Genomic DNA, 17,424 nt, shown 5'->3' with positions numbered 1-17,424 from the left:
TTACGCTGATGAAAAAAATCCTCGCACTCTCAGTGCTGGCCCTGTGCGTTTCCCATAGCGCGGTGGCCGCGAATTACGCGCTCGGTAACGACAATATAGCCCTGTCATTTGATGATGCAAACTCAACGGTAGTGGTTAAGGACATCAGAGCTAACCATCCGCTCACGCCGCAGGAGCTGTTCTTTCTGACGCTTCCGGACGAGACGAAAATCCACACCGCTGATTTTAAAATCAAGCATGTCGAAAAGCAGGACAGCGGCTTGGTCATCGATTTCACCCATCCGGACTTTAACGTAACGGTGAAGCTGAACCTGGTGAAGGGGAAATACGCCAGCATCGACTACACCGTTGCCGCCGTTGGCCAGCCGCGAGACGTGGCGAAAATTACCTTCTTCCCGACCAAAAAGCAGGCTCAGGCACCTTACGTAGACGGGGCGATTAACAGCTCGCCGATCGTCGCAGACTCGTTCTTTATTCTGCCTGACAAGCCCATCGTTAACACTTACGCCTATGAAGCGACCACCAATCTCAACGTAGAGCTGAAAACGCCGATTCAGCCAGAGTCGCCGGTCAGCTTTACCACCTGGTTCGGCACCTTCCCGGAGACCAGCCAGCTGCGCCGCAGCGTAAACCAGTTTATTGATGCCGTCCGCCCGCGTCCGTATAAGCCTTATTTACACTACAACAGCTGGATGGATATCGGCTTCTTTACCCCATATTCCGAGCAGGACGTGCTGGGGCGGATGGATGAATGGAATAAGAAATTTATCACCGGGCGCGGCGTGGCGCTGGACGCCTTCCTGCTTGACGACGGCTGGGATGACCTGACCGGGCGCTGGCTGTTTGGCCCGGCATTCAGCAACGGTTTTGGCAAAGTTCGGGAAAAAGCCGACAGCATGCACAGCTCGGTTGGACTGTGGCTCTCGCCGTGGGGTGGATATAACAAACCGCGCGACACTCGCGTCTCGCATGCAAAAGAGTACGGTTTCGAAACGGTAGACGGGAAACTGGCGCTGTCAGGCCCAAACTATTTTAAAAACTTCAATGAGCAGATCGTTAAGCTAATTAAAAACGAGCACATTACCTCGTTCAAGCTGGACGGGATGGGTAATGCCAATTCGCATATTAAGGGCAGCCCGTTCGCCTCGGATTTTGACGCCTCTATCGCTCTGCTGCACAACATGCGCAGCGCCAACCCGAATCTGTTTATTAACCTGACGACAGGTACCAACGCCAGCCCATCCTGGCTGTTCTACGCTGATTCCATCTGGCGCCAGGGCGATGACATCAACCTGTACGGCCCCGGTACGCCGGTGCAGCAGTGGATGACCTACCGCGATGCGGAAACGTACCGCTCCATTGTTCGCAAAGGCCCGCTGTTCCCGCTGAACTCGCTGATGTACCACGGGATCGTCAGCGCGGAAAACGCCTATTACGGGCTGGAGAAAGTGCAAACGGACAGCGACTTTGCCGATCAGGTCTGGAGCTACTTCGCGACCGGAACCCAGCTGCAGGAGCTGTATATCACCCCTTCAATGCTGAATAAGGCGAAGTGGGATACCCTGGCGCGGGCCGCGAAGTGGTCGCGGGAAAACGCCGGCGTGCTGGTGGATACGCACTGGGTTGGTGGCGATCCAACCGCGCTGCAGGTTTACGGCTGGGCATCCTGGAGCAAGGACAAAGCGATTCTCGGCTTGCGTAACCCGTCGGATAAGCCGCAAAGCTACTTCCTGGATTTGACGAAAGATTTTGAAATCCCGACGGGAAACGCGGCGCAGTTTCGTCTGAAAGCGGTGTACGGCAGTAATTCAACCGTACCGGAGGAATACAAAAACGCGGTGGTGATTACCCTGCAGCCGCTGGAAACGCTAGTGTTTGAGGCGGTGCCAGTTAGCTAAAAGACGCATAACGATCTGCAGGCCGGGTTAGGCGCAGCCGCCACCCGGCAAAACAGGCGGCAGGGGCTTACTCCCCCTGCTGCTCCAGCGCATGCTTATACAGCGCATTTTTCTTCACGCCGTGAATTTCCGCCGCCAGCGCGGCGGCCTTCTTCAGCGGCAGTTCCGCCTGAAGCAGCGCCAGCGTGCGCAGCGCGTCGGCAGGGAGCGCGTCTTCCTGCGCCTTATGCCCTTCGACAATCAGCACCATTTCACCCTTGCGGCGGTTTTCGTCTTCCTTCACCCACGCCAGCAGTTCACCCACTGGAGCACCGTGAATGGTTTCCCAGGTTTTGGTCAGCTCGCGCGCCAGCACCACGTAGCGGGCTTCTCCCCACACGGTCACCATATCTTCCAGGCTCTCCAGCAGGCGGTGCGTGGATTCGTAGAAAATCAGGGTGCGCGGTTCCGCTTCCAGATCTTTTAACACGTCACGGCGGCCTTTGGATTTGGCAGGCAGGAAGCCTTCATAGCAGAAACGGTCAGACGGCAGACCTGCGGCGCTCAGCGCAGCAATGGCAGCGCACGGCCCCGGCAGCGGCACAACGCGAATACCGGCTTCACGACAGGTACGCACCAGGTGATAGCCAGGATCGTTGATCAGCGGCGTACCGGCGTCGGAGACCAGGGCAATGTTCTGCCCCTCTTTCAGCTTCGCCACCAGCGTTTCGGCTTTTTGTTGCTCATTGTGATCGTGCAGAGCAAACAAACGGGCGTTAATCGCGAAGTGTTGCAGCAGCAGGCCGGTGTGGCGGGTATCTTCAGCAGCAATTAAATCAACAGCTTGCAGTACGGTGAGCGCACGTTGGGTAATATCAGACAAATTCCCGATAGGAGTAGGTACAATATAAAGCTGGCCTTGAGAATTATCTGCCGTTTCGTGTTGTTTCATTGTTTCGTCCGTATTGCCGATTTAATATTGAGCATTGCGTAAAAAAAATCACTGGATACAGTATGGTACCGTTAACGTTTCTTCGAAAAAAAGCCACGCGCAGCGTGCCGCTTCTGCTGGCAGCCCTGATCTTTGCAGGCTGTGGCACCCAGGCACCTGACCAGAGCACCGCCCATCTTCAGGGTTCTGCTCAGGCTGATTCTGGCTTTTATCTGCAACAAATGTCGCAGAGTTCAAATGATACCAAGACCAACTGGCAATTACTCGCCATTCGTGCACTGCTGAAAGAGGGTAAAACCCAGCAGGCAGCCGAACTGTTTAACCAGTTGCCAAAAGATCTTAACGACGCCCAGCGTCGTGAGCAGAGCCTGCTCTCTGCCGAGCTGAAGGTCGCGCTGAAAGATTACGCCGCCGCGAAGAAGATCCTCGGGGACATTGACGTGAGCGCGCTGGATAAAAATCAGCAGGCTCGCTTCTGGCAGGCCGGCATTACCGCGGAGCAGGGGCGTCCTTCCCTGACGCTGCTCCGCGCCCTGATCGCGCAAGAGCCGCTGCTCGGCGGTGCCGACAAGCAGAAAAATATCGATGCCACCTGGCAAGCGCTTGCCTCAATGACTCAGGAACAGGCGCAGGCGCTGGTCATCAACGCCGATGAAAACGTCCTGCAGGGCTGGCTGGATCTGCAGCAGATGTGGTTTAACAACCGCAGCGATCCAAAGATGCTGAAGGCCGGTATTACGGACTGGCAGACGCGCTACCCGCAAAACCCGGGGGCGAAAATGCTGCCAACCCAGCTGGTGAACGTGCAGAACTTTAAGCCAGCGTCCACCAGCAAAATCGCCCTGCTTCTGCCGCTCAACGGCCAGGCGGCGGTTTTTGGCCGTACCATTCAGCAGGGCTTCGAAGCAGCGAAAAACGGTACCACCTCGGTAACCGGCAGCGCGGTTCCCGCGCAGGCGGCTCAGGCGGCTAACGTGAATGACGTTGTCAGCCCGTCCGCCGCAGAGACCAGCGATCTGACCACGGCGCAAGCGCCGGCGCAGGGTACGATGCAAAACCCGGTGACGGCTCCGACGACGCCTCCGGCTTCACCTGCACCTGCTGCTCAGGCTCCGGCCGAGACGCAAGCGGCGCCAGCGCCTGACGCAACAGCACAACAGCCTCAACCGCAGCCTGCACAACCCGCAGCCCAACCTGCTGCGCAGCCGCAGGCCGTGGCAACCACCAGCGCCAACCCGGGCGCTGAGTTGAAAATATACGACACCAGCTCGCAGCCGCTTGACCAGGTTCTGGCGCAGGTTCAACAGGACGGGGCGAGCATCGTTGTCGGTCCGCTGCTGAAAAACAACGTGGAAGAGCTGATGAAGAGCAATACCACGCTGAACGTGCTGGCGCTCAACCAGCCTGAGCAGGTTCAGAACCGGGCCAATATTTGCTACTTCGCGCTTTCCCCTGAAGATGAAGCCCGCGATGCGGCGCGCCATATTCACGAGCAGGGTAAGCAGGCTCCGCTGCTGCTCATCCCACGCAGCGCGCTGGGCGATCGCGTGGCCAACGCCTTTGCCGATGAGTGGCAGAAGCTCGGCGGCGGCGTGGTGCTGCAGCAGAAATTCGGTTCCGTCTCTGAGCTGCGCGCGGGCGTTAATGGTGGAGCGGGTATCGCGCTTAGCGGCAGTCCTGTCACCGCGAGCCTGCCGCAGCAGCAGAGCGTGACGATTGGCGGCCTGACGATCCCTGCCCCGCCTACCGACGCGCAGATTAGCGGTGGCGGTAAAGTGGATGCGGCCTATATCGTTGCCACGCCGCAGGAGATCGCCTTTATCAAACCGATGATCGCGATGCGTAACGGCAGCCAGAGCGGCGCAACGCTCTACGCCAGCTCGCGCAGCGCGCAGGGCACCGCAGGCCCGGATTTCCGTCTGGAAATGGACGGTCTGCAGTACAGCGAAATCCCGATGCTGGCAGGCAGCAACCCGGCGCTGATGCAGCAGGCGCTGAGTACCGTACGTAACGATTATTCGCTGGCGCGTCTGTATGCGATGGGTGTCGATGCATGGGCGCTGGCGAACCACTTTACCCAGATGCGTCAGGTGCCGGGCTTTGAGCTTAACGGCAACACCGGCGATCTGACCGCGACTCAGGACTGCGTGATCAACAGGAAGTTATCATGGCTCAAATACCAGCAGGGGCAAATCGTCCCGGCCAGTTAAGCCGTAAAGAGACCGGCGATGCGTGGGAGTTAAAGGCGCGTCGCTGGCTTGAAGGCAAAGGACTGCGCTTTATCGCCGCTAACGTCCGCGGGCGCGGCGGCGAAATCGACCTGATCATGAAAGACGGTCAGGTCATCGTGTTTGTAGAAGTCCGCTTTCGACAGTCCTCCCGTTTTGGCGGTGCTGCCGCCAGCGTGACGCTCGCCAAACAACATAAATTATTACAGACTGCCCACTTGTGGCTTGCCCGCCATAATGGGAGCTTTGATACTGTGGATTGCCGGTTCGATGTGATAGCCTTCACCGGAAATGAGATCGAATGGCTTAAAAACGCTTTTGGCGAAGACGCATAATTAAGATTTAAAAGGGATAACGTGCTCGAAAGAATTAAAGTGTGCTTCACAGAAAGCATCCAGACTCAGATTGCCGCGGCGGAAGCCCTTCCGGATGCTATCTCGCGTGCCGCAATGACGCTGGTGCAATCCCTGCTTAATGGCAACAAAATCCTCTGTTGTGGCAACGGCACGTCAGCCGCCAACGCACAGCATTTTGCTGCCAGCATGATCAATCGCTTTGAAACAGAACGCCCGAGTTTACCCGCCATTGCACTTAATACCGATAATGTGGTCTTAACGGCGATTGCTAACGATCGTCTGCATGACGAAATTTACGCAAAGCAGGTGCGAGCCCTGGGTCACGCCGGAGATGTGCTGCTGGCCATCTCCACGCGCGGCAATAGCCGGGATATTGTCAAAGCCGTTGAAGCTGCCGTCACCCGCGACATGACAATCGTGGCCTTAACCGGCTATGACGGGGGTGAGCTGGCGGGTCTGCTTGGGCCGCAGGATGTGGAAATCCGCATTCCTTCTCACCGGAGCGCGCGTATTCAGGAGATGCATATGCTCACGGTGAACTGCTTATGTGATTTGATCGATAACACGCTTTTCCCTCACCAGGATGATTAAGGAGTTCTTATGAAGGCTTTATCGACCCTCGCAGTCCTTATGTCTGCATTACTGCTTCAGGGATGTATCGCTGCGGCCGTTGTGGGTACCGCCGCGGTAGGCACCAAAGCGGCAACCGATCCACGCACCGTGGGGACACAGGTGGATGACGGTACGCTGGAGCTGCGCGTCAACAGTGCGCTGTCGAAAGACGAACAAATCAAGAAAGAAGCGCGTATCAACGTGACGGCTTATCAGGGCAAAGTGCTGCTGGCAGGCCAGGCGCCGAATCTGGAGCTCGCCTCTCGCGCGAAACAGATTGCGATGGGCGTCGAAGGGACCACAGAGGTGTTTAACGAAGTACGTCAGGGCAAGCCAATTGGCCTGGGTGAAGCCTCTTCCGATACCTGGATCACCACCAAAGTGCGTTCTCAGCTGCTGGGCTCGGACCAGGTGAAATCCTCCAACGTGAAAGTGACGACTGAAAACGGCGAAGTGTTCCTGCTGGGTCTGGTGACCGACCGTGAAGGGAAAGCGGCGGCCGATATCGCCAGCCGGGTGAGCGGCGTGAAGCACGTCACCACCGCGTTTACTTACATCAAATAAAAAAAATCCCCTCGCTTGAGGGGATTTTTTTGTAGGCCCGGTAAGCGCCACCGGGCTTTTTTTACATCAACGCAATACTGCCCACCATCACCCCGCTCAACGCCACCAGCCCTGCGGTCAGCCACAGCGCTTTCGCCGGGAACGACTTACGCAGCATGATAAGCGACGGCAGGCTGATCGCCGGCAGCGTAATCAGCAGCGCCAGCGCCGGTGCGGTCCCCATACCGGCCAGCATCATGGTCTGAACAATCGGGATTTCCGCCGCCGTTGGGATCACAAACAGACAGCCTGCAACGGCCATCGCAATGACCCACATCAGCGTGTTGTCGATAGCGCCATCCGCATGCGGGAAGAGCCAGACGCGCGCCGCCCCCAGAGCCAGTACCGCCAGGATATAGACCGGGATGGTGCTCCAGAAAAGCTGCCATAGCGCCCTGCCCCAGCGCGCAAAGAAGCCACCCTGCGGCTCGCTGACGTCCAGCTCAACGGCTGCGGGTTCTGCAGCAGTATCCTTCACCAGTTTTTGCACCAGCGTCGCCACCACCAGCACGGTCAGCAGCCCGGCGACCAGGCGGATGAACGCGAAATGCCAGCCCAGCACAAAGCCCATAAACACCAGCGTTGCCGGGTTGAGCAGCGGGTTACCCATCCAGAACGCCAGCGCGCCCCCCATCGATACGCGCTGACGGCGCATCCCTGCGGCCACGGGCGCGGCACAGCAGGAGCACATCATGCCCGGCAGGGAGAAAATCGTTCCCAGCAGCGTGCCCTGAAAGCGCGGCTGCCCGAGGGTTTTCACCAGCCAGTTACGCGGGATAAGCACCTGAATCAGCGAGCCCAGAATGACGCCTAAGACGGCGGCCTTCCAGACGGCAAGGAAGTAAACCATGGCATAGTCCCACGCCGCCTGCAGCGGGCTGGATTCAGCCTGTGCGAGAATAGATTTACCGATGCTGTGCGTTTCGGCGGCGGTGAAGGCTTTGCCGTAGTACGGCTGCCATTTCACGTACCAGAGGCCAACAATGACCACGAGAAAGAAGAGTGCGGGCTTCCACCACTGAACAGGTGTTGCCGCCTGAGATGAAGACTGACCAGTCATAGCATTCCCCGGAGAGTATTAGGTTATTAGCCGGGGGAGTTTACGCCTCGCCCTGCGCGATTTCACGCAGTTTTGCCGAAGGGATAATGTTGACGCCCGCTTTCGACGGGGCCAGCCCCTCTTTTAACATCGCGCGCGCAACGTCCCGCGCCTCGATGGATTTCCAGTTGCCGGGAAGAATGCGAAACAGCGGGGCAAATATCGACTCGTTAAACCGGCGTTCGTCCCGGTGGCCGATCAGCATCGAGGGGCGCACAATCGTCAGCTGCTCCCATTTCTGCGCAATCAGCGCATCCTCCATCTTGCCCTTCACCTTGTTGTAGAAGAAAGGCGACCCGGCACTGGCGCCCAGCGCGCTGACCACCAGAAAATGTTTGGCTCCCAGCTTTTTCGCCGTAAGTGCGGTATCCACCACCAGCGTATAGTCGGCGTGGATAAATGCCTCTTTGCTGCCCGCCTCCCGCCGCGTGGTGCCCAGACAGCAAAAGGCGATATCAATGGGATCCTGCACCTGCGCCAGCGCGTCGGTCAGCTGAGGATCGTGCGGATTAAAGACGCCGGATAAGTCCGCCAGCGGTCGACGCGTCGGGGCGGCGATATAGTTCACGCGGCGATCCTGAATCAGCAGCCGCAGCAGATGATCGCCCACTAACCCGGTAGCACCTGTAATCAATACCTGACTCATCTTTTCCCCTTTACAGAATTGTCCGTTTGCGAACTCAGCGTCGTCGACCACACTTAGAAGTCTGTTACAGGTAAGTATTTACCACAAGCGGAGAAAAATCAGTCTGAAGCCAAAACAACGGAGGAAGCATGGGCAAGAAAATCGCAGTCTTGATTACCGACGAGTTTGAAGATTCAGAATTCACCTCTCCAGCAGAGGCGTTCCGCAAGGCGGGACATGAGGTCATCACCATTGAGAAAGAGGCGGGTAAAACGGTGACAGGCCATAAGGGCGAGGCGACCGTGACCATCGATGAGACCATCGATAACGTGAGTCCCTCAGATTTTGACGCCCTGCTGTTACCCGGCGGCCATTCCCCGGATTCCCTGCGCGGGGACGAGCGCTTCGTGACCTTCACCCGGGACTTTGTCTCTAGCGGCAAACCGGTCTTTGCCATCTGCCACGGCCCGCAGCTGCTCATCAGCGCAGAAGTGGTCCGCGGGCGTAAGCTTACCGCCGTGAAGCCGATCGTTATCGATCTGAAAAACGCGGGGGCCGAGTTTTACGATCAGGAGGTGGTCAACGACAAAGACCAGCTGATCACCAGCCGAACCCCGGACGATCTTCCGGCGTTTAACCGCGAAGCGCTACGCCTGCTCGGCGCGTAACCAGTGCAGCTTTTTGCCAAAGCCCAGGGTGTTGTCGGTAAATTTCAGCTCATCGAGGCGGATTTCCCACACCGGGGCTTTTAGCGCAGCGGCAACGGGAAAGCGGCGCGTGTAGAGCTTACGGCGCGCGTCGCTCTCTTCACCATCCAGACGACGGATCTCCCCTTTAAACTGCACGCCGCGGATCAGCGCGACCGTTTTCGGCTGGCCGTTTACCGTGCCTGCCACCTTTGCCTGCTGGCCGGTCATCTGCGCATGACGCGTTTTGTCTTCACTCATGACATAAAAAGCCACGCGCTCAGAGTCATAGTAGTAAAACGCATTTGCGCACCACATCTCACCCTCGTCATAGACGCACCAGGTGACAACATGCTGCTTTGCCAGCCAGCGGTTAATGGCGGCCAGTGTTTCCATTTTCGTTCTCTCTCATGCTATGGTGCGTTCACCTTAACATACTGAATCTGTATACCGTGTGCTGGTTTCTCTATCTTGTCCGAACCGCTGATAACGCACTCTACACCGGGATCACCACCGATGTAGCGCGGCGTTTTTTACAACATCAAACGGGAAAAGGGGCAAAGGCGCTGCGGGGGAAAGGGGAATTACAGCTCGCCTTCTCAGCGGCCGTCGGCGACCGATCGCTGGCGCTCAGGCTGGAATACCGCATCAAGCAGCTGACGAAGCGCCAGAAAGAGCGCCTCGTGACCGGAGACGACTCCTTTGAGGCGCTACGCGAGAGCCTGATTAAAAGCGATTGAAATGGTCGTGATACTCGACGAGACCATTGACGCCGTTGAGCGCATCGTCCGCCAGGCGATGGACCTGGAAAGCGGATTCCGTACCCGGCCAGCGGCAGCGCAGATCGTAATGCGCGGCCTGCTCAAAGCCTAAACGGCCATAGAATGCCGGATCGCCCAGCGTGACAACGGCCGCGTAACCGAACTCATTGAGCGAATCCAGCCCTTCATAGACCAGCTGGCGTGCCAGCCCCTGTCCGCGATAGCTTTCATCTACCGCCAGCGGCGCCATGCCAACCCACTGCAGCTCTTCGCCCTGAACGATGACCGGACTGAAGGCAACATAGCCCACCACCTGACCTTCGTCATCGGTGGCAACCAGCCCCAGCGTAATCAGGCCGTCTTCGCGAAGGTCGTGGACCAGTTGGGCTTCGGCATCGCTCGCAAAGGCGCGGCGTAACAACCCATCGATCCCCGGCGCATCAATCCCAATTTCGACTCGAATCAGCATGGCTCACCTACTGAAGTGTGTTTACCGTCCGGCGGGGTTTTCAGCCCGGCCTCAACGAAATCTGCCATTTGCATTAACATCACGCGCAGCGCTTTCGGCATCTGCTCCAGCTCAATGGCATCCATTAAATTCTTCACGTACAGGCCCAGCTCCGTGTCGCCTTCAATCACCAGACGGCGCTGGAAGAAGAGCGTATCCGGATCCTGCTTACGCGCGGCGATCATCAGCAGATCGCTGGCATTGGCGCTAAAGCTCACATCCGCCCCGGCGGATTCGCGGACGATCAGCTGGTCATTCTCAACGGAGGTAAACCAGCGCAGCCCGATGTCACGCACCTCAATGCTTAACCAGCGGCCTTCCAGGAACTCCAGCTCGCCGTCCTGCAGCGCCTGGCGGAACTGCCAGCTCAGGACCTGCTCCAGCACCTGGCGTTTAAGCGCGAACGGCGCCAGCTTGACCGGCACGCTCAGCATTGATGGACCAAATTGTACGAGACGTGAACGCAGTTTATCCAGCACGAGCTTTACTCCCTGATATCTATAGTCCTGCTATTTTGCCATATCCGAAGCGCAACATAGCGGCGTAAATCAACAAACCGTCGCCCGCCGTACCTCATTATTGGTGTCATCAATACGCCATTAGCTGCCTTAAATCAAAAATTGTCGCGTATGGGTTAATTAAAATCCCAGCTCGTTAACAATTTTGCGATCGACTACATCAGGATAAATTATGGAGCTGCTCTGCCCTGCCGGAAATCTTCCGGCGCTTAAGGCGGCCATCGAAAATGGGGCCGATGCGGTCTATATCGGGCTGAAAGATGATACCAACGCCCGCCATTTTGCTGGCCTCAACTTTACGGAGAAAAAGCTTCAGGAAGCCGTTAACTTCGTTCACCAGCACCGCCGCAAGCTGCATATCGCCATCAATACCTTTGCTCATCCTGACGGCTACGCCCGCTGGCAGCGCGCGGTGGATATGGCGGCACAGCTGGGTGCCGATGCGCTAATCCTGGCCGACCTCGCCATGCTTGAGTATGCGGCAGAACGCTATCCCCATATTGAGCGCCACGTCTCTGTTCAGGCATCTGCCACCAACGAAGAGGCGGTGCGTTTTTACCATCAACACTTTGACGTGGCCCGCGTGGTGCTGCCGCGCGTGCTCTCTATTCATCAGGTTAAGCAACTCGCGCGCGTCACGCCAGTACCGCTGGAGGTTTTTGCCTTTGGCAGCCTGTGCATCATGGCCGAAGGCCGCTGCTATCTTTCCTCTTATTTAACCGGAGAATCGCCAAATACCGTCGGAGCCTGCTCCCCTGCCCGCTTTGTTCGCTGGCAGCAGACCCCGCAGGGGCTGGAGTCTCGCCTGAATGAGGTGCTGATTGACCGCTACCAGGACGGTGAAAACGCCGGTTATCCAACCCTGTGTAAAGGCCGCTATCTGGTCGACGGCGAGCGCTATCACGCGCTGGAGGAGCCGACCAGCCTCAACACGCTGGAGCTGCTGCCGGAACTGCTGGCGGCCAATATTGCGTCGGTGAAAATCGAAGGTCGCCAGCGCAGCCCGGCCTACGTGAGCCAGGTCGCGAAAGTGTGGCGTCAGGCCATCGACCGCTGCATGGCGGATCCGCAGAACTACGCTCCACAGCAGGCCTGGATGGAGACGCTTGGTTCGATGTCCGAAGGCACGCAAACCACGCTTGGCGCGTATCACCGTAAATGGCAGTGAGATCATCATGAAATATTCATTAGGACCGGTGCTCTACTACTGGCCAAAAGAGACGCTGGAAGATTTTTACCAACAGGCCGCCACCAGCAGCGCCGACGTGATTTACCTCGGCGAGGCGGTGTGCAGCAAGCGCCGCGCCACCAAAGTGGGTGACTGGCTGGATATGGCGAAAGGCCTGGCAGGCAGCGGCAAGCAGGTGGTGCTCTCCACGCTTGCACTCGTGCAGGCGTCCTCCGAACTGGGCGAGCTGAAGCGCTACGTCGAAAACGGCGAGTTCCTGCTGGAAGCGAGCGATCTCGGCGTGGTGAACATGTGCGCTGAACGCAGGCTGCCGTTTGTCGCGGGTCATGCGCTGAACTGCTACAACGCCGTCACCCTGCGCCTGCTGCTCAAACAGGGGATGACGCGCTGGTGCATGCCGGTAGAGCTTTCCCGCGACTGGCTGGCTAACCTGCTTAACCAGTGCGACGAGCTGGGCATTCGCAATCAGTTTGAAGTGGAAGTGCTGAGCTACGGTCATCTGCCGCTGGCCTACTCCGCCCGCTGCTTTACCGCGCGCTCGGAAGACCGCCCGAAAGACGAGTGCGAAACCTGCTGCATTAAATACCCGAATGGACGCAGCATGCTGTCGCAGGAGAATCAGCAGGTGTTTGTCCTCAACGGTATTCAAACCATGAGCGGCTATGTCTATAACCTCGGCAACGAGCTGGCGTCGATGGACGGGCTGGTGGATATGGTTCGGCTGTCGCCCCTGGATACCGGGGTGTTCGCGATGCTGGACGCCTTCCGCGCCAACGAAAACGGTGCCTCACCGCTGCCGCTGACGGCAAACAGCGACTGCAACGGCTACTGGAGGCGTCTCGCCGGGCTGGAACTTCAGGCGTAAAAAAGGCTCACTTTGTTAACAACGGTTATCATTTTTTAATGCAGTATTAAAGATTCACCGTCGACAAAGTGAGCTGTTATGACTGACAAAACCATTCCGTTTTCGGTGCTGGATCTGGCGCCGATCCCACAAGGCTCCTCGGCAAGAGAAGCCTTTTCGCACTCCCTGGATCTGGCTCAGCTGGCCGAAAAGCGTGGCTATCACCGCTACTGGCTGGCCGAGCACCACAATATGGTTGGCATCGCCAGCGCCGCGACCTCGGTTTTGATCGGCTATCTGGCGGCAAATACCACCACCCTGCATCTGGGCTCCGGCGGCGTAATGCTGCCGAACCACGCCCCGCTGGTGATTGCCGAGCAGTTTGGCACCCTGAATACGCTCTACCCGGGCCGTATAGATTTAGGGCTTGGTCGTGCGCCCGGCAGCGACCAGCCGACCATGCGCGCCCTGCGTCGCCATATGAGCGGCGATATCGACAACTTCCCGCGCGACGTGGCTGAACTGGTGGACTGGTTCGACGTGCGCGATCCGAACCCGCACGTACGTCCGGTGCCGGGCTACGGTGAGAAGATCCCGGTGTGGCTGTTGGGCTCAAGCCTCTACAGCGCACAGCTTGCCGCGCAGCTGGGGCTGCCGTTTGCCTTTGCCTCCCACTTTGCACCGGATATGCTGCATCAGGCGCTGCATCTTTATCGCACGAACTTCAAACCGTCCGAGCGTCTTGAGAAGCCGTACGCGATGGTGTGTATCAACATCATTGCGGCCGACAGCAATCGCGACGCGGAATTCCTGTTTACCTCAATGCAGCAGGCGTTTGTGAAGCTGCGCCGCGGTGAGACGGGCCAGCTTCCGCCGCCGGTGGAGAATATGCATCAGCTGTGGTCAGCCTCCGAACAGTATGGCGTGCAGCAGGCGCTGAGCATGTCGCTGGTAGGCGATAAGGCGAAAGTGCGACACGGGCTGGACGCGGTGCTGCGCGAAACGCAGGCGGATGAGATTATGGTTAACGGCCAGATTTTCGATCACCAGGCGCGTTTGCATTCGTTTGAACTGGCGATGCAGGTGAAAGAGGAACTGGTGGGGTAGTTTTTTGCTTTTCTCCCTCTCCCTATGGGAGAGGGCCGGGGTGAGGGGTTCAACCCCTCGTTTTACTGATACACAGGCAACAGGTTAAAACTCGACAGCACATGTACCAGAGCGTTACCAACGCCGAATACCAGAATCAGTGCAATCATCGGCTTACCGCCCCAGACGCGGAATTTCGGGCTACCGAAGCGTTTACGTGATTTGCGCGCCAGCAGCGCCGGCACAATTGCCGCCCAGATAGTTGCCGCCAGCCCTGCATAGCCGATGGCGTACAGGAAGCCGTTCGGCCACAGCAGGCCGCCCACAATCGGCGGCAGGAAAGTCAGCAGCGCGGTTTTTAAACGCCCCATCGCAGAATCATCAAAGCCGAACAGATCTGCCAGATAGTCAAACAGGCCCAGCGTCACGCCCAGGAAAGAGCTCGCCACCGCAAAGTTAGAGAAGATCACCAGCAGCAGATCCAGACTGCGGCTGTTCAACACGCCGCTCAACGCCTGCACCAGCACGTCGATGTTACCGCCCTTCTGGGCAATGCCGATAAATTCCGGACGCGGGATGTTGCCCATCGTCCCCAGCAGCCAAATCACATACAGACCCAGCGCCAGCAGCGTGCCGTAGACCAGACACTTCACAATGGTGCGGGGATCTTTGCCGTAGTATTTCATCAGGCTCGGCACGTTACCGTGGTAGCCAAACGACGCCAGACAGAACGGCAGCGTCATCAGCAGGTACGGCGTGTAGGAGGTGTTCACTTCGGCGACGTTAAACAGCGTGGCGGGCGTCACGTGCCCCAGCAGGCTGCCGAAAGTCAGGAAGAAAGTGATGACCTTAGCGCCTAATACGATCGCCGTCATGCGGCTTACCGCTTTGGTACTCATCCAGACGATAAACGCCACAGCTAGCGCAAAACACAGCCCTGCCAGACGCGCCGGAACGTTCAGCGACATCTCCGAGAAGGTGTGGTGCAGAATCGAGCCGCTCGCTGAAATGTACGCGTAGGTCAGGATATAGAGCACAAACGCGATGGATAGCCCGTTCACCAGGTTCCAGCCTTTACCCAGCAGATCTTTGGTGATGGTGTCGAAGCTGGAGCCAATGCGGTAGTTCAGGTTTGCTTCAAGGATCATCAGCCCGGAATGGAGCATGCAGAACCAGGTGAAGACCAGCGCGGCCAGCGACCAGAAGAACCACGCACCGGACATGACCACAGGCAGGGAAAACATCCCGGCACCAATGATGGTTCCGCCGATGATCACCACGCCGCCAAGCAGCGAAGGTGACGTTTGGGTGGTGGTTAGTGTCGCCATACAGCCTTTTCTCCAGTCAATCATGCGGTTCTGCATTTTAATGTGACGCACTGTACCAGTACAAGAGTACAAAAGGAATAAAAAAAGCCCCGATAGCGTTTATCGGGGCTGTATATTTTACTTTACGTCAGTTGCGTAAGGCTTACGCGTCACGGCGACGGCTGGTGCCTTCGTCACGACGTGGGCCGCGATTTTCGCGACGCTCGCCGGAGAAACGACGTGGTTCACCGCGACCTTCGCTGCGGCCGCCTTCACGACGTTCGCCACCGAAGCTGCGACCACCGCCACGACGCTCACCACCGCGGTCAGGGCGTGGCTGTGCATCGCCCATCAGCTGCATGTTCATCGGCTTGTTCAGGATGCGGGTACGCGTAAAGTGCTGCAGTACTTCACCCGGCATACCTTTTGGCAGCTCGATGGTAGAGTGGGATGCGAACAGCTTGATGTTACCAATGTAACGGCTGCTGATGTCGCCTTCGTTAGCGATCGCGCCAACGATGTGACGAACTTCAACGCCGTCATCACGGCCCACTTCAATGCGGTACAGTTCCATATCACCAGCGTCACGACGCTCGCGACGTGGACGATCTTCACCACCACGCTCTGGACGGTCACCACGTGGGCCACGGTCATTGCGGTCATTACGGTCGCCACGACGCTCGAAGCGATCGTCACGGTCACGGAATTCACGCTTAGGACGCATCGGCGCATCTGGTGGCACGATCAGGCTACGTTCGCCCTGAGCCATTTTCAGCAGTGCTGCTGCCAGGGTTTCCATGTCCAGCTCTTCGCCTTCAGCAACAGGCTGAATCTGCGACAGCAGCGCACGGTACTGGTCCAGATCGCTGCTTTCCAGCTGCTGCTGTACTTTCGCGGCGAATTTTTCCAGACGGCGTTTGCCCAGCAGATCTGCGTTTGGCAGGTCAGCTTCTGGAATGGTCAGCTTCATGGTGCGTTCAATGTTACGCAGCAGACGACGCTCGCGGTTCTCAACGAACAGCAGCGCGCGGCCAGCACGACCCGCACGACCGGTACGGCCGATACGGTGAACGTAAGACTCGGAATCCATCGGGATGTCGTAGTTCACAACCAGACTGATACGCTCAACGTCCAGACCACGTGCTGCCACGTCGGTTGCAATCAGGATATCCAGACGACCGTCTTTCAGACGCTCCAGAGTCTGCTCACGCAGGGCCTGGTTCATGTCGCCGTTCAGCGCTGCGCTGTTGTAGCCGCTACGCTCCAGGGCTTCAGCCACTTCCAGGGTCGCGTTTTTGGTACGCACGAAGATAATCGCCGCATCAAAATCTTCCGCTTCCAGGAAACGTACCAGCGCTTCGTTTTTGCGCATGCCGTACACAGACCAGTAGCTCTGGCTGATGTCCGGGCGAGTGGTAACGCTGGACTGAATACGCACTTCCTGAGGATCTTTCATGAAGCGCTTGGTGATACGACGAATCGCTTCTGGCATGGTGGCAGAGAACAGCGCGGTCTGATGACCGTCCGGGATCTGCGCCATGATGGTTTCGACGTCTTCGATGAAGCCCATACGCAGCATTTCATCTGCTTCATCCAGTACCAGGCCGCTCAGTTTAGAGAGGTCCAGAGTACCGCGCTTCAGGTGATCCAGCAGACGGCCCGGCGTACCGACAACAATCTGTGGGCCCTGGCGCAGGGCGCGTAACTGCACGTCATAACGCTGGCCGCCGTACAGGGCTACCACGTTTACGCCGCGCATATGTTTAGAGAATTCCGTCATTGCTTCTGCAACCTGAACAGCCAGTTCACGGGTTGGAGCCAGGACGAGGATCTGCGGTGCACGCAGGTCCGGATCAATGTTGTTCAGCAGCGGCAGCGAGAATGCTGCAGTTTTACCGCTACCAGTCTGGGCCATGCCCAGCACGTCACGACCAGAAAGCAGGTGTGGGATACACTCAGCCTGGATCGGAGATGGTTTTTCGTAACCCAGATCGTTAAGGGCTTCAAGGATAGGAGCCTTCAGGCCCAGATCTGCAAAAGTGGTTTCGAATTCAGCCATGTAGTACAAGTGCCTCGATATTAATGGCGGCCAGTCTACTTAGCTCATCGTGAAAATGATTAGCAATTTTCATTGAAAAGTGTGAACCGGCTCAAAGTAGGTGTATTGACGAAC

General features: G+C 57.6%; 19 protein-coding genes. 10 read left to right on the top strand and 9 right to left on the bottom strand.

Going from position 1 to position 17,424, the window contains the following annotated elements:
* The first annotated feature begins 8 nt into the window (after positions 1-8).
* On the top strand, positions 9-1,898 hold the full coding sequence (locus tag DFO52_RS12025) for an enterotoxin (protein WP_133550447.1): 1,890 nt from the start codon (positions 9-11) through the stop codon (positions 1,896-1,898).
* 67 nt (positions 1,899-1,965) lie between these two features.
* On the opposite strand, the gene rsmI is transcribed toward DFO52_RS12025, so the two are convergent.
* On the bottom strand, positions 1,966-2,829 hold the full coding sequence (rsmI, locus tag DFO52_RS12020; RefSeq protein WP_023309315.1) for a 16S rRNA (cytidine(1402)-2'-O)-methyltransferase: 864 nt from the start codon (positions 2,827-2,829) through the stop codon (positions 1,966-1,968).
* 62 nt (positions 2,830-2,891) lie between these two features.
* Between rsmI and DFO52_RS12010 the strand changes: the two genes are divergently transcribed.
* From DFO52_RS12010 to dolP, 4 genes are read left to right on the top strand one after another with little or no spacing between them, the layout of a single operon-like run.
* Positions 2,892-5,039 (top strand): penicillin-binding protein activator, encoded by a 2,148-nt coding sequence (locus DFO52_RS12010; RefSeq protein ID WP_133550446.1) that lies wholly within the window; start codon positions 2,892-2,894, stop codon positions 5,037-5,039.
* Positions 4,997-5,392, top strand: coding sequence for a YraN family protein (locus DFO52_RS12005; RefSeq protein WP_028014533.1), 396 nt, complete (start codon positions 4,997-4,999; stop codon positions 5,390-5,392). Before DFO52_RS12010 ends, DFO52_RS12005 begins: the two co-directional genes overlap by 43 nt.
* Positions 5,393-5,413: 21 nt before the next feature.
* Positions 5,414-6,004, top strand: a complete 591-nt coding sequence (diaA, locus tag DFO52_RS12000) for a DnaA initiator-associating protein DiaA (protein WP_003861754.1) — start codon at positions 5,414-5,416, stop codon at positions 6,002-6,004.
* A gap of 9 nt (positions 6,005-6,013) precedes the next feature.
* Positions 6,014-6,589, top strand: coding sequence for a division/outer membrane stress-associated lipid-binding lipoprotein (gene dolP / locus DFO52_RS11995; protein WP_133550445.1), 576 nt, complete (start codon positions 6,014-6,016; stop codon positions 6,587-6,589).
* A 61-nt stretch (positions 6,590-6,650) separates the two neighbouring features.
* Here the strand turns inward: dolP and DFO52_RS11990 are convergent, their stop codons facing one another.
* Both DFO52_RS11990 and DFO52_RS11985 read right to left on the bottom strand, forming a co-directional pair.
* Complete coding sequence (locus DFO52_RS11990; protein WP_133550444.1) at positions 6,651-7,688, bottom strand: permease; 1,038 nt, start codon at positions 7,686-7,688, stop codon at positions 6,651-6,653.
* A gap of 40 nt (positions 7,689-7,728) precedes the next feature.
* Positions 7,729-8,373 carry an NAD(P)H-binding protein gene (locus DFO52_RS11985; protein ID WP_033146736.1) on the bottom strand — a complete coding sequence of 215 codons (645 nt, stop codon included), beginning with the start codon at positions 8,371-8,373 and terminating at the stop codon, positions 7,729-7,731.
* A gap of 128 nt (positions 8,374-8,501) precedes the next feature.
* Here DFO52_RS11985 and DFO52_RS11980 point away from each other — a divergent pair, with 128 nt between their 5' ends.
* Complete coding sequence (locus tag DFO52_RS11980) at positions 8,502-9,020, top strand: type 1 glutamine amidotransferase domain-containing protein (RefSeq protein WP_133550443.1); 519 nt, start codon at positions 8,502-8,504, stop codon at positions 9,018-9,020.
* Here DFO52_RS11980 and DFO52_RS11975 read toward each other — a convergent pair.
* Complete coding sequence (locus DFO52_RS11975) at positions 9,000-9,434, bottom strand: YhbP family protein (RefSeq protein ID WP_047646422.1); 435 nt, start codon at positions 9,432-9,434, stop codon at positions 9,000-9,002. The two genes, DFO52_RS11980 and DFO52_RS11975, sit on opposite strands and share 21 nt — an antisense overlap.
* A 14-nt stretch (positions 9,435-9,448) precedes the next feature.
* On the opposite strand from DFO52_RS11975, the gene DFO52_RS11970 reads away from it, so the two are divergent.
* The gene (locus tag DFO52_RS11970) at positions 9,449-9,778 is read left to right on the top strand and encodes a GIY-YIG nuclease family protein (protein ID WP_052194014.1); all 330 of its coding nucleotides are present in this window, start codon (positions 9,449-9,451) and stop codon (positions 9,776-9,778) included.
* Here the strand turns inward: DFO52_RS11970 and DFO52_RS11965 are convergent.
* Positions 9,765-10,268, bottom strand: coding sequence for an N-acetyltransferase (locus DFO52_RS11965; protein WP_133550442.1), 504 nt, complete (start codon positions 10,266-10,268; stop codon positions 9,765-9,767). The two genes, DFO52_RS11970 and DFO52_RS11965, sit on opposite strands and share 14 nt — an antisense overlap.
* Positions 10,262-10,786, bottom strand: coding sequence for an SCP2 domain-containing protein (locus tag DFO52_RS11960; RefSeq protein WP_133550441.1), 525 nt, complete (start codon positions 10,784-10,786; stop codon positions 10,262-10,264). Before DFO52_RS11960 ends, DFO52_RS11965 begins: the two co-directional genes overlap by 7 nt.
* 211 nt (positions 10,787-10,997) lie before the next feature.
* On the opposite strand from DFO52_RS11960, the gene DFO52_RS11955 reads away from it, so the two are divergent.
* The 3 genes from DFO52_RS11955 (at position 10,998) to DFO52_RS11945 (ending at position 13,965) form a co-directional block, all read left to right on the top strand.
* Entirely contained in the window at positions 10,998-11,993 is a 996-nt protein-coding gene (locus DFO52_RS11955) for a peptidase U32 family protein (RefSeq protein WP_023309326.1), read from the top strand.
* 7 nt (positions 11,994-12,000) lie between these two features.
* Positions 12,001-12,879 carry a U32 family peptidase gene (locus tag DFO52_RS11950; RefSeq protein WP_029739635.1) on the top strand — a complete coding sequence of 293 codons (879 nt, stop codon included), beginning with the start codon at positions 12,001-12,003 and terminating at the stop codon, positions 12,877-12,879.
* Between the two features lie 78 nt (positions 12,880-12,957).
* Entirely contained in the window at positions 12,958-13,965 is a 1,008-nt protein-coding gene (locus DFO52_RS11945; RefSeq protein WP_133550440.1) for a luciferase-like monooxygenase, read from the top strand.
* Between the two features lie 62 nt (positions 13,966-14,027).
* Here DFO52_RS11945 and mtr read toward each other — a convergent pair whose 3' ends face one another.
* From mtr to yrbN, 3 genes are all read right to left on the bottom strand, one after another.
* Positions 14,028-15,272 (bottom strand): tryptophan permease, encoded by a 1,245-nt coding sequence (gene mtr / locus DFO52_RS11940; protein ID WP_045355428.1) that lies wholly within the window; start codon positions 15,270-15,272, stop codon positions 14,028-14,030.
* Positions 15,273-15,414: 142 nt separating this feature from the next.
* The gene (locus DFO52_RS11935; RefSeq protein WP_029739632.1) at positions 15,415-17,310 is read right to left on the bottom strand and encodes a DEAD/DEAH family ATP-dependent RNA helicase; all 1,896 of its coding nucleotides are present in this window, start codon (positions 17,308-17,310) and stop codon (positions 15,415-15,417) included.
* Positions 17,303-17,383 (bottom strand): protein YrbN, encoded by an 81-nt coding sequence (gene yrbN, locus DFO52_RS11930; RefSeq protein ID WP_097397692.1) that lies wholly within the window; start codon positions 17,381-17,383, stop codon positions 17,303-17,305. Before yrbN ends, DFO52_RS11935 begins: the two co-directional genes overlap by 8 nt.
* Positions 17,384-17,424: the final 41 nt, after the last annotated feature.

The sequence above is a fragment of the Enterobacter sp. AG326 genome, from assembly GCF_004362415.1.
GTDB classification, from domain to species: Bacteria; Pseudomonadota; Gammaproteobacteria; order Enterobacterales; family Enterobacteriaceae; genus Enterobacter; species Enterobacter asburiae.
Note: the sequence above shows the minus strand (reverse complement) of the source record. Positions and strands in the feature narration are given on the sequence as shown.

Bases quoted from the DNA above. Each gene is read 5' to 3' on its own strand.
- DFO52_RS11945 (WP_133550440.1), top strand. From the start codon at position 12,958: ATGACTGACAAAACCATTCCGTTTTCGGTGCTGGATCTGGCGCCGATC.
- DFO52_RS11970 (WP_052194014.1), top strand. From the start codon at position 9,449: ATGCTATGGTGCGTTCACCTTAACATACTGAATCTGTATACCGTGTGC.
- dolP (WP_133550445.1), top strand. From the start codon at position 6,014: ATGAAGGCTTTATCGACCCTCGCAGTCCTTATGTCTGCATTACTGCTT.
- DFO52_RS12005 (WP_028014533.1), top strand. From the start codon at position 4,997: ATGGCTCAAATACCAGCAGGGGCAAATCGTCCCGGCCAGTTAAGCCGT.
- mtr (WP_045355428.1), bottom strand. From the start codon at position 15,272: ATGGCGACACTAACCACCACCCAAACGTCACCTTCGCTGCTTGGCGGC.
- DFO52_RS11985 (WP_033146736.1), bottom strand. From the start codon at position 8,373: ATGAGTCAGGTATTGATTACAGGTGCTACCGGGTTAGTGGGCGATCAT.
- DFO52_RS11955 (WP_023309326.1), top strand. From the start codon at position 10,998: ATGGAGCTGCTCTGCCCTGCCGGAAATCTTCCGGCGCTTAAGGCGGCC.
- DFO52_RS11950 (WP_029739635.1), top strand. From the start codon at position 12,001: ATGAAATATTCATTAGGACCGGTGCTCTACTACTGGCCAAAAGAGACG.
- DFO52_RS11935 (WP_029739632.1), bottom strand. From the start codon at position 17,310: ATGGCTGAATTCGAAACCACTTTTGCAGATCTGGGCCTGAAGGCTCCT.
- DFO52_RS11965 (WP_133550442.1), bottom strand. From the start codon at position 10,268: ATGCTGATTCGAGTCGAAATTGGGATTGATGCGCCGGGGATCGATGGG.
- DFO52_RS11980 (WP_133550443.1), top strand. From the start codon at position 8,502: ATGGGCAAGAAAATCGCAGTCTTGATTACCGACGAGTTTGAAGATTCA.
- DFO52_RS11990 (WP_133550444.1), bottom strand. From the start codon at position 7,688: ATGACTGGTCAGTCTTCATCTCAGGCGGCAACACCTGTTCAGTGGTGG.
- DFO52_RS12025 (WP_133550447.1), top strand. From the start codon at position 9: ATGAAAAAAATCCTCGCACTCTCAGTGCTGGCCCTGTGCGTTTCCCAT.
- DFO52_RS11975 (WP_047646422.1), bottom strand. From the start codon at position 9,434: ATGGAAACACTGGCCGCCATTAACCGCTGGCTGGCAAAGCAGCATGTT.
- rsmI (WP_023309315.1), bottom strand. From the start codon at position 2,829: ATGAAACAACACGAAACGGCAGATAATTCTCAAGGCCAGCTTTATATT.
- DFO52_RS12010 (WP_133550446.1), top strand. From the start codon at position 2,892: ATGGTACCGTTAACGTTTCTTCGAAAAAAAGCCACGCGCAGCGTGCCG.
- yrbN (WP_097397692.1), bottom strand. From the start codon at position 17,383: ATGAAAATTGCTAATCATTTTCACGATGAGCTAAGTAGACTGGCCGCC.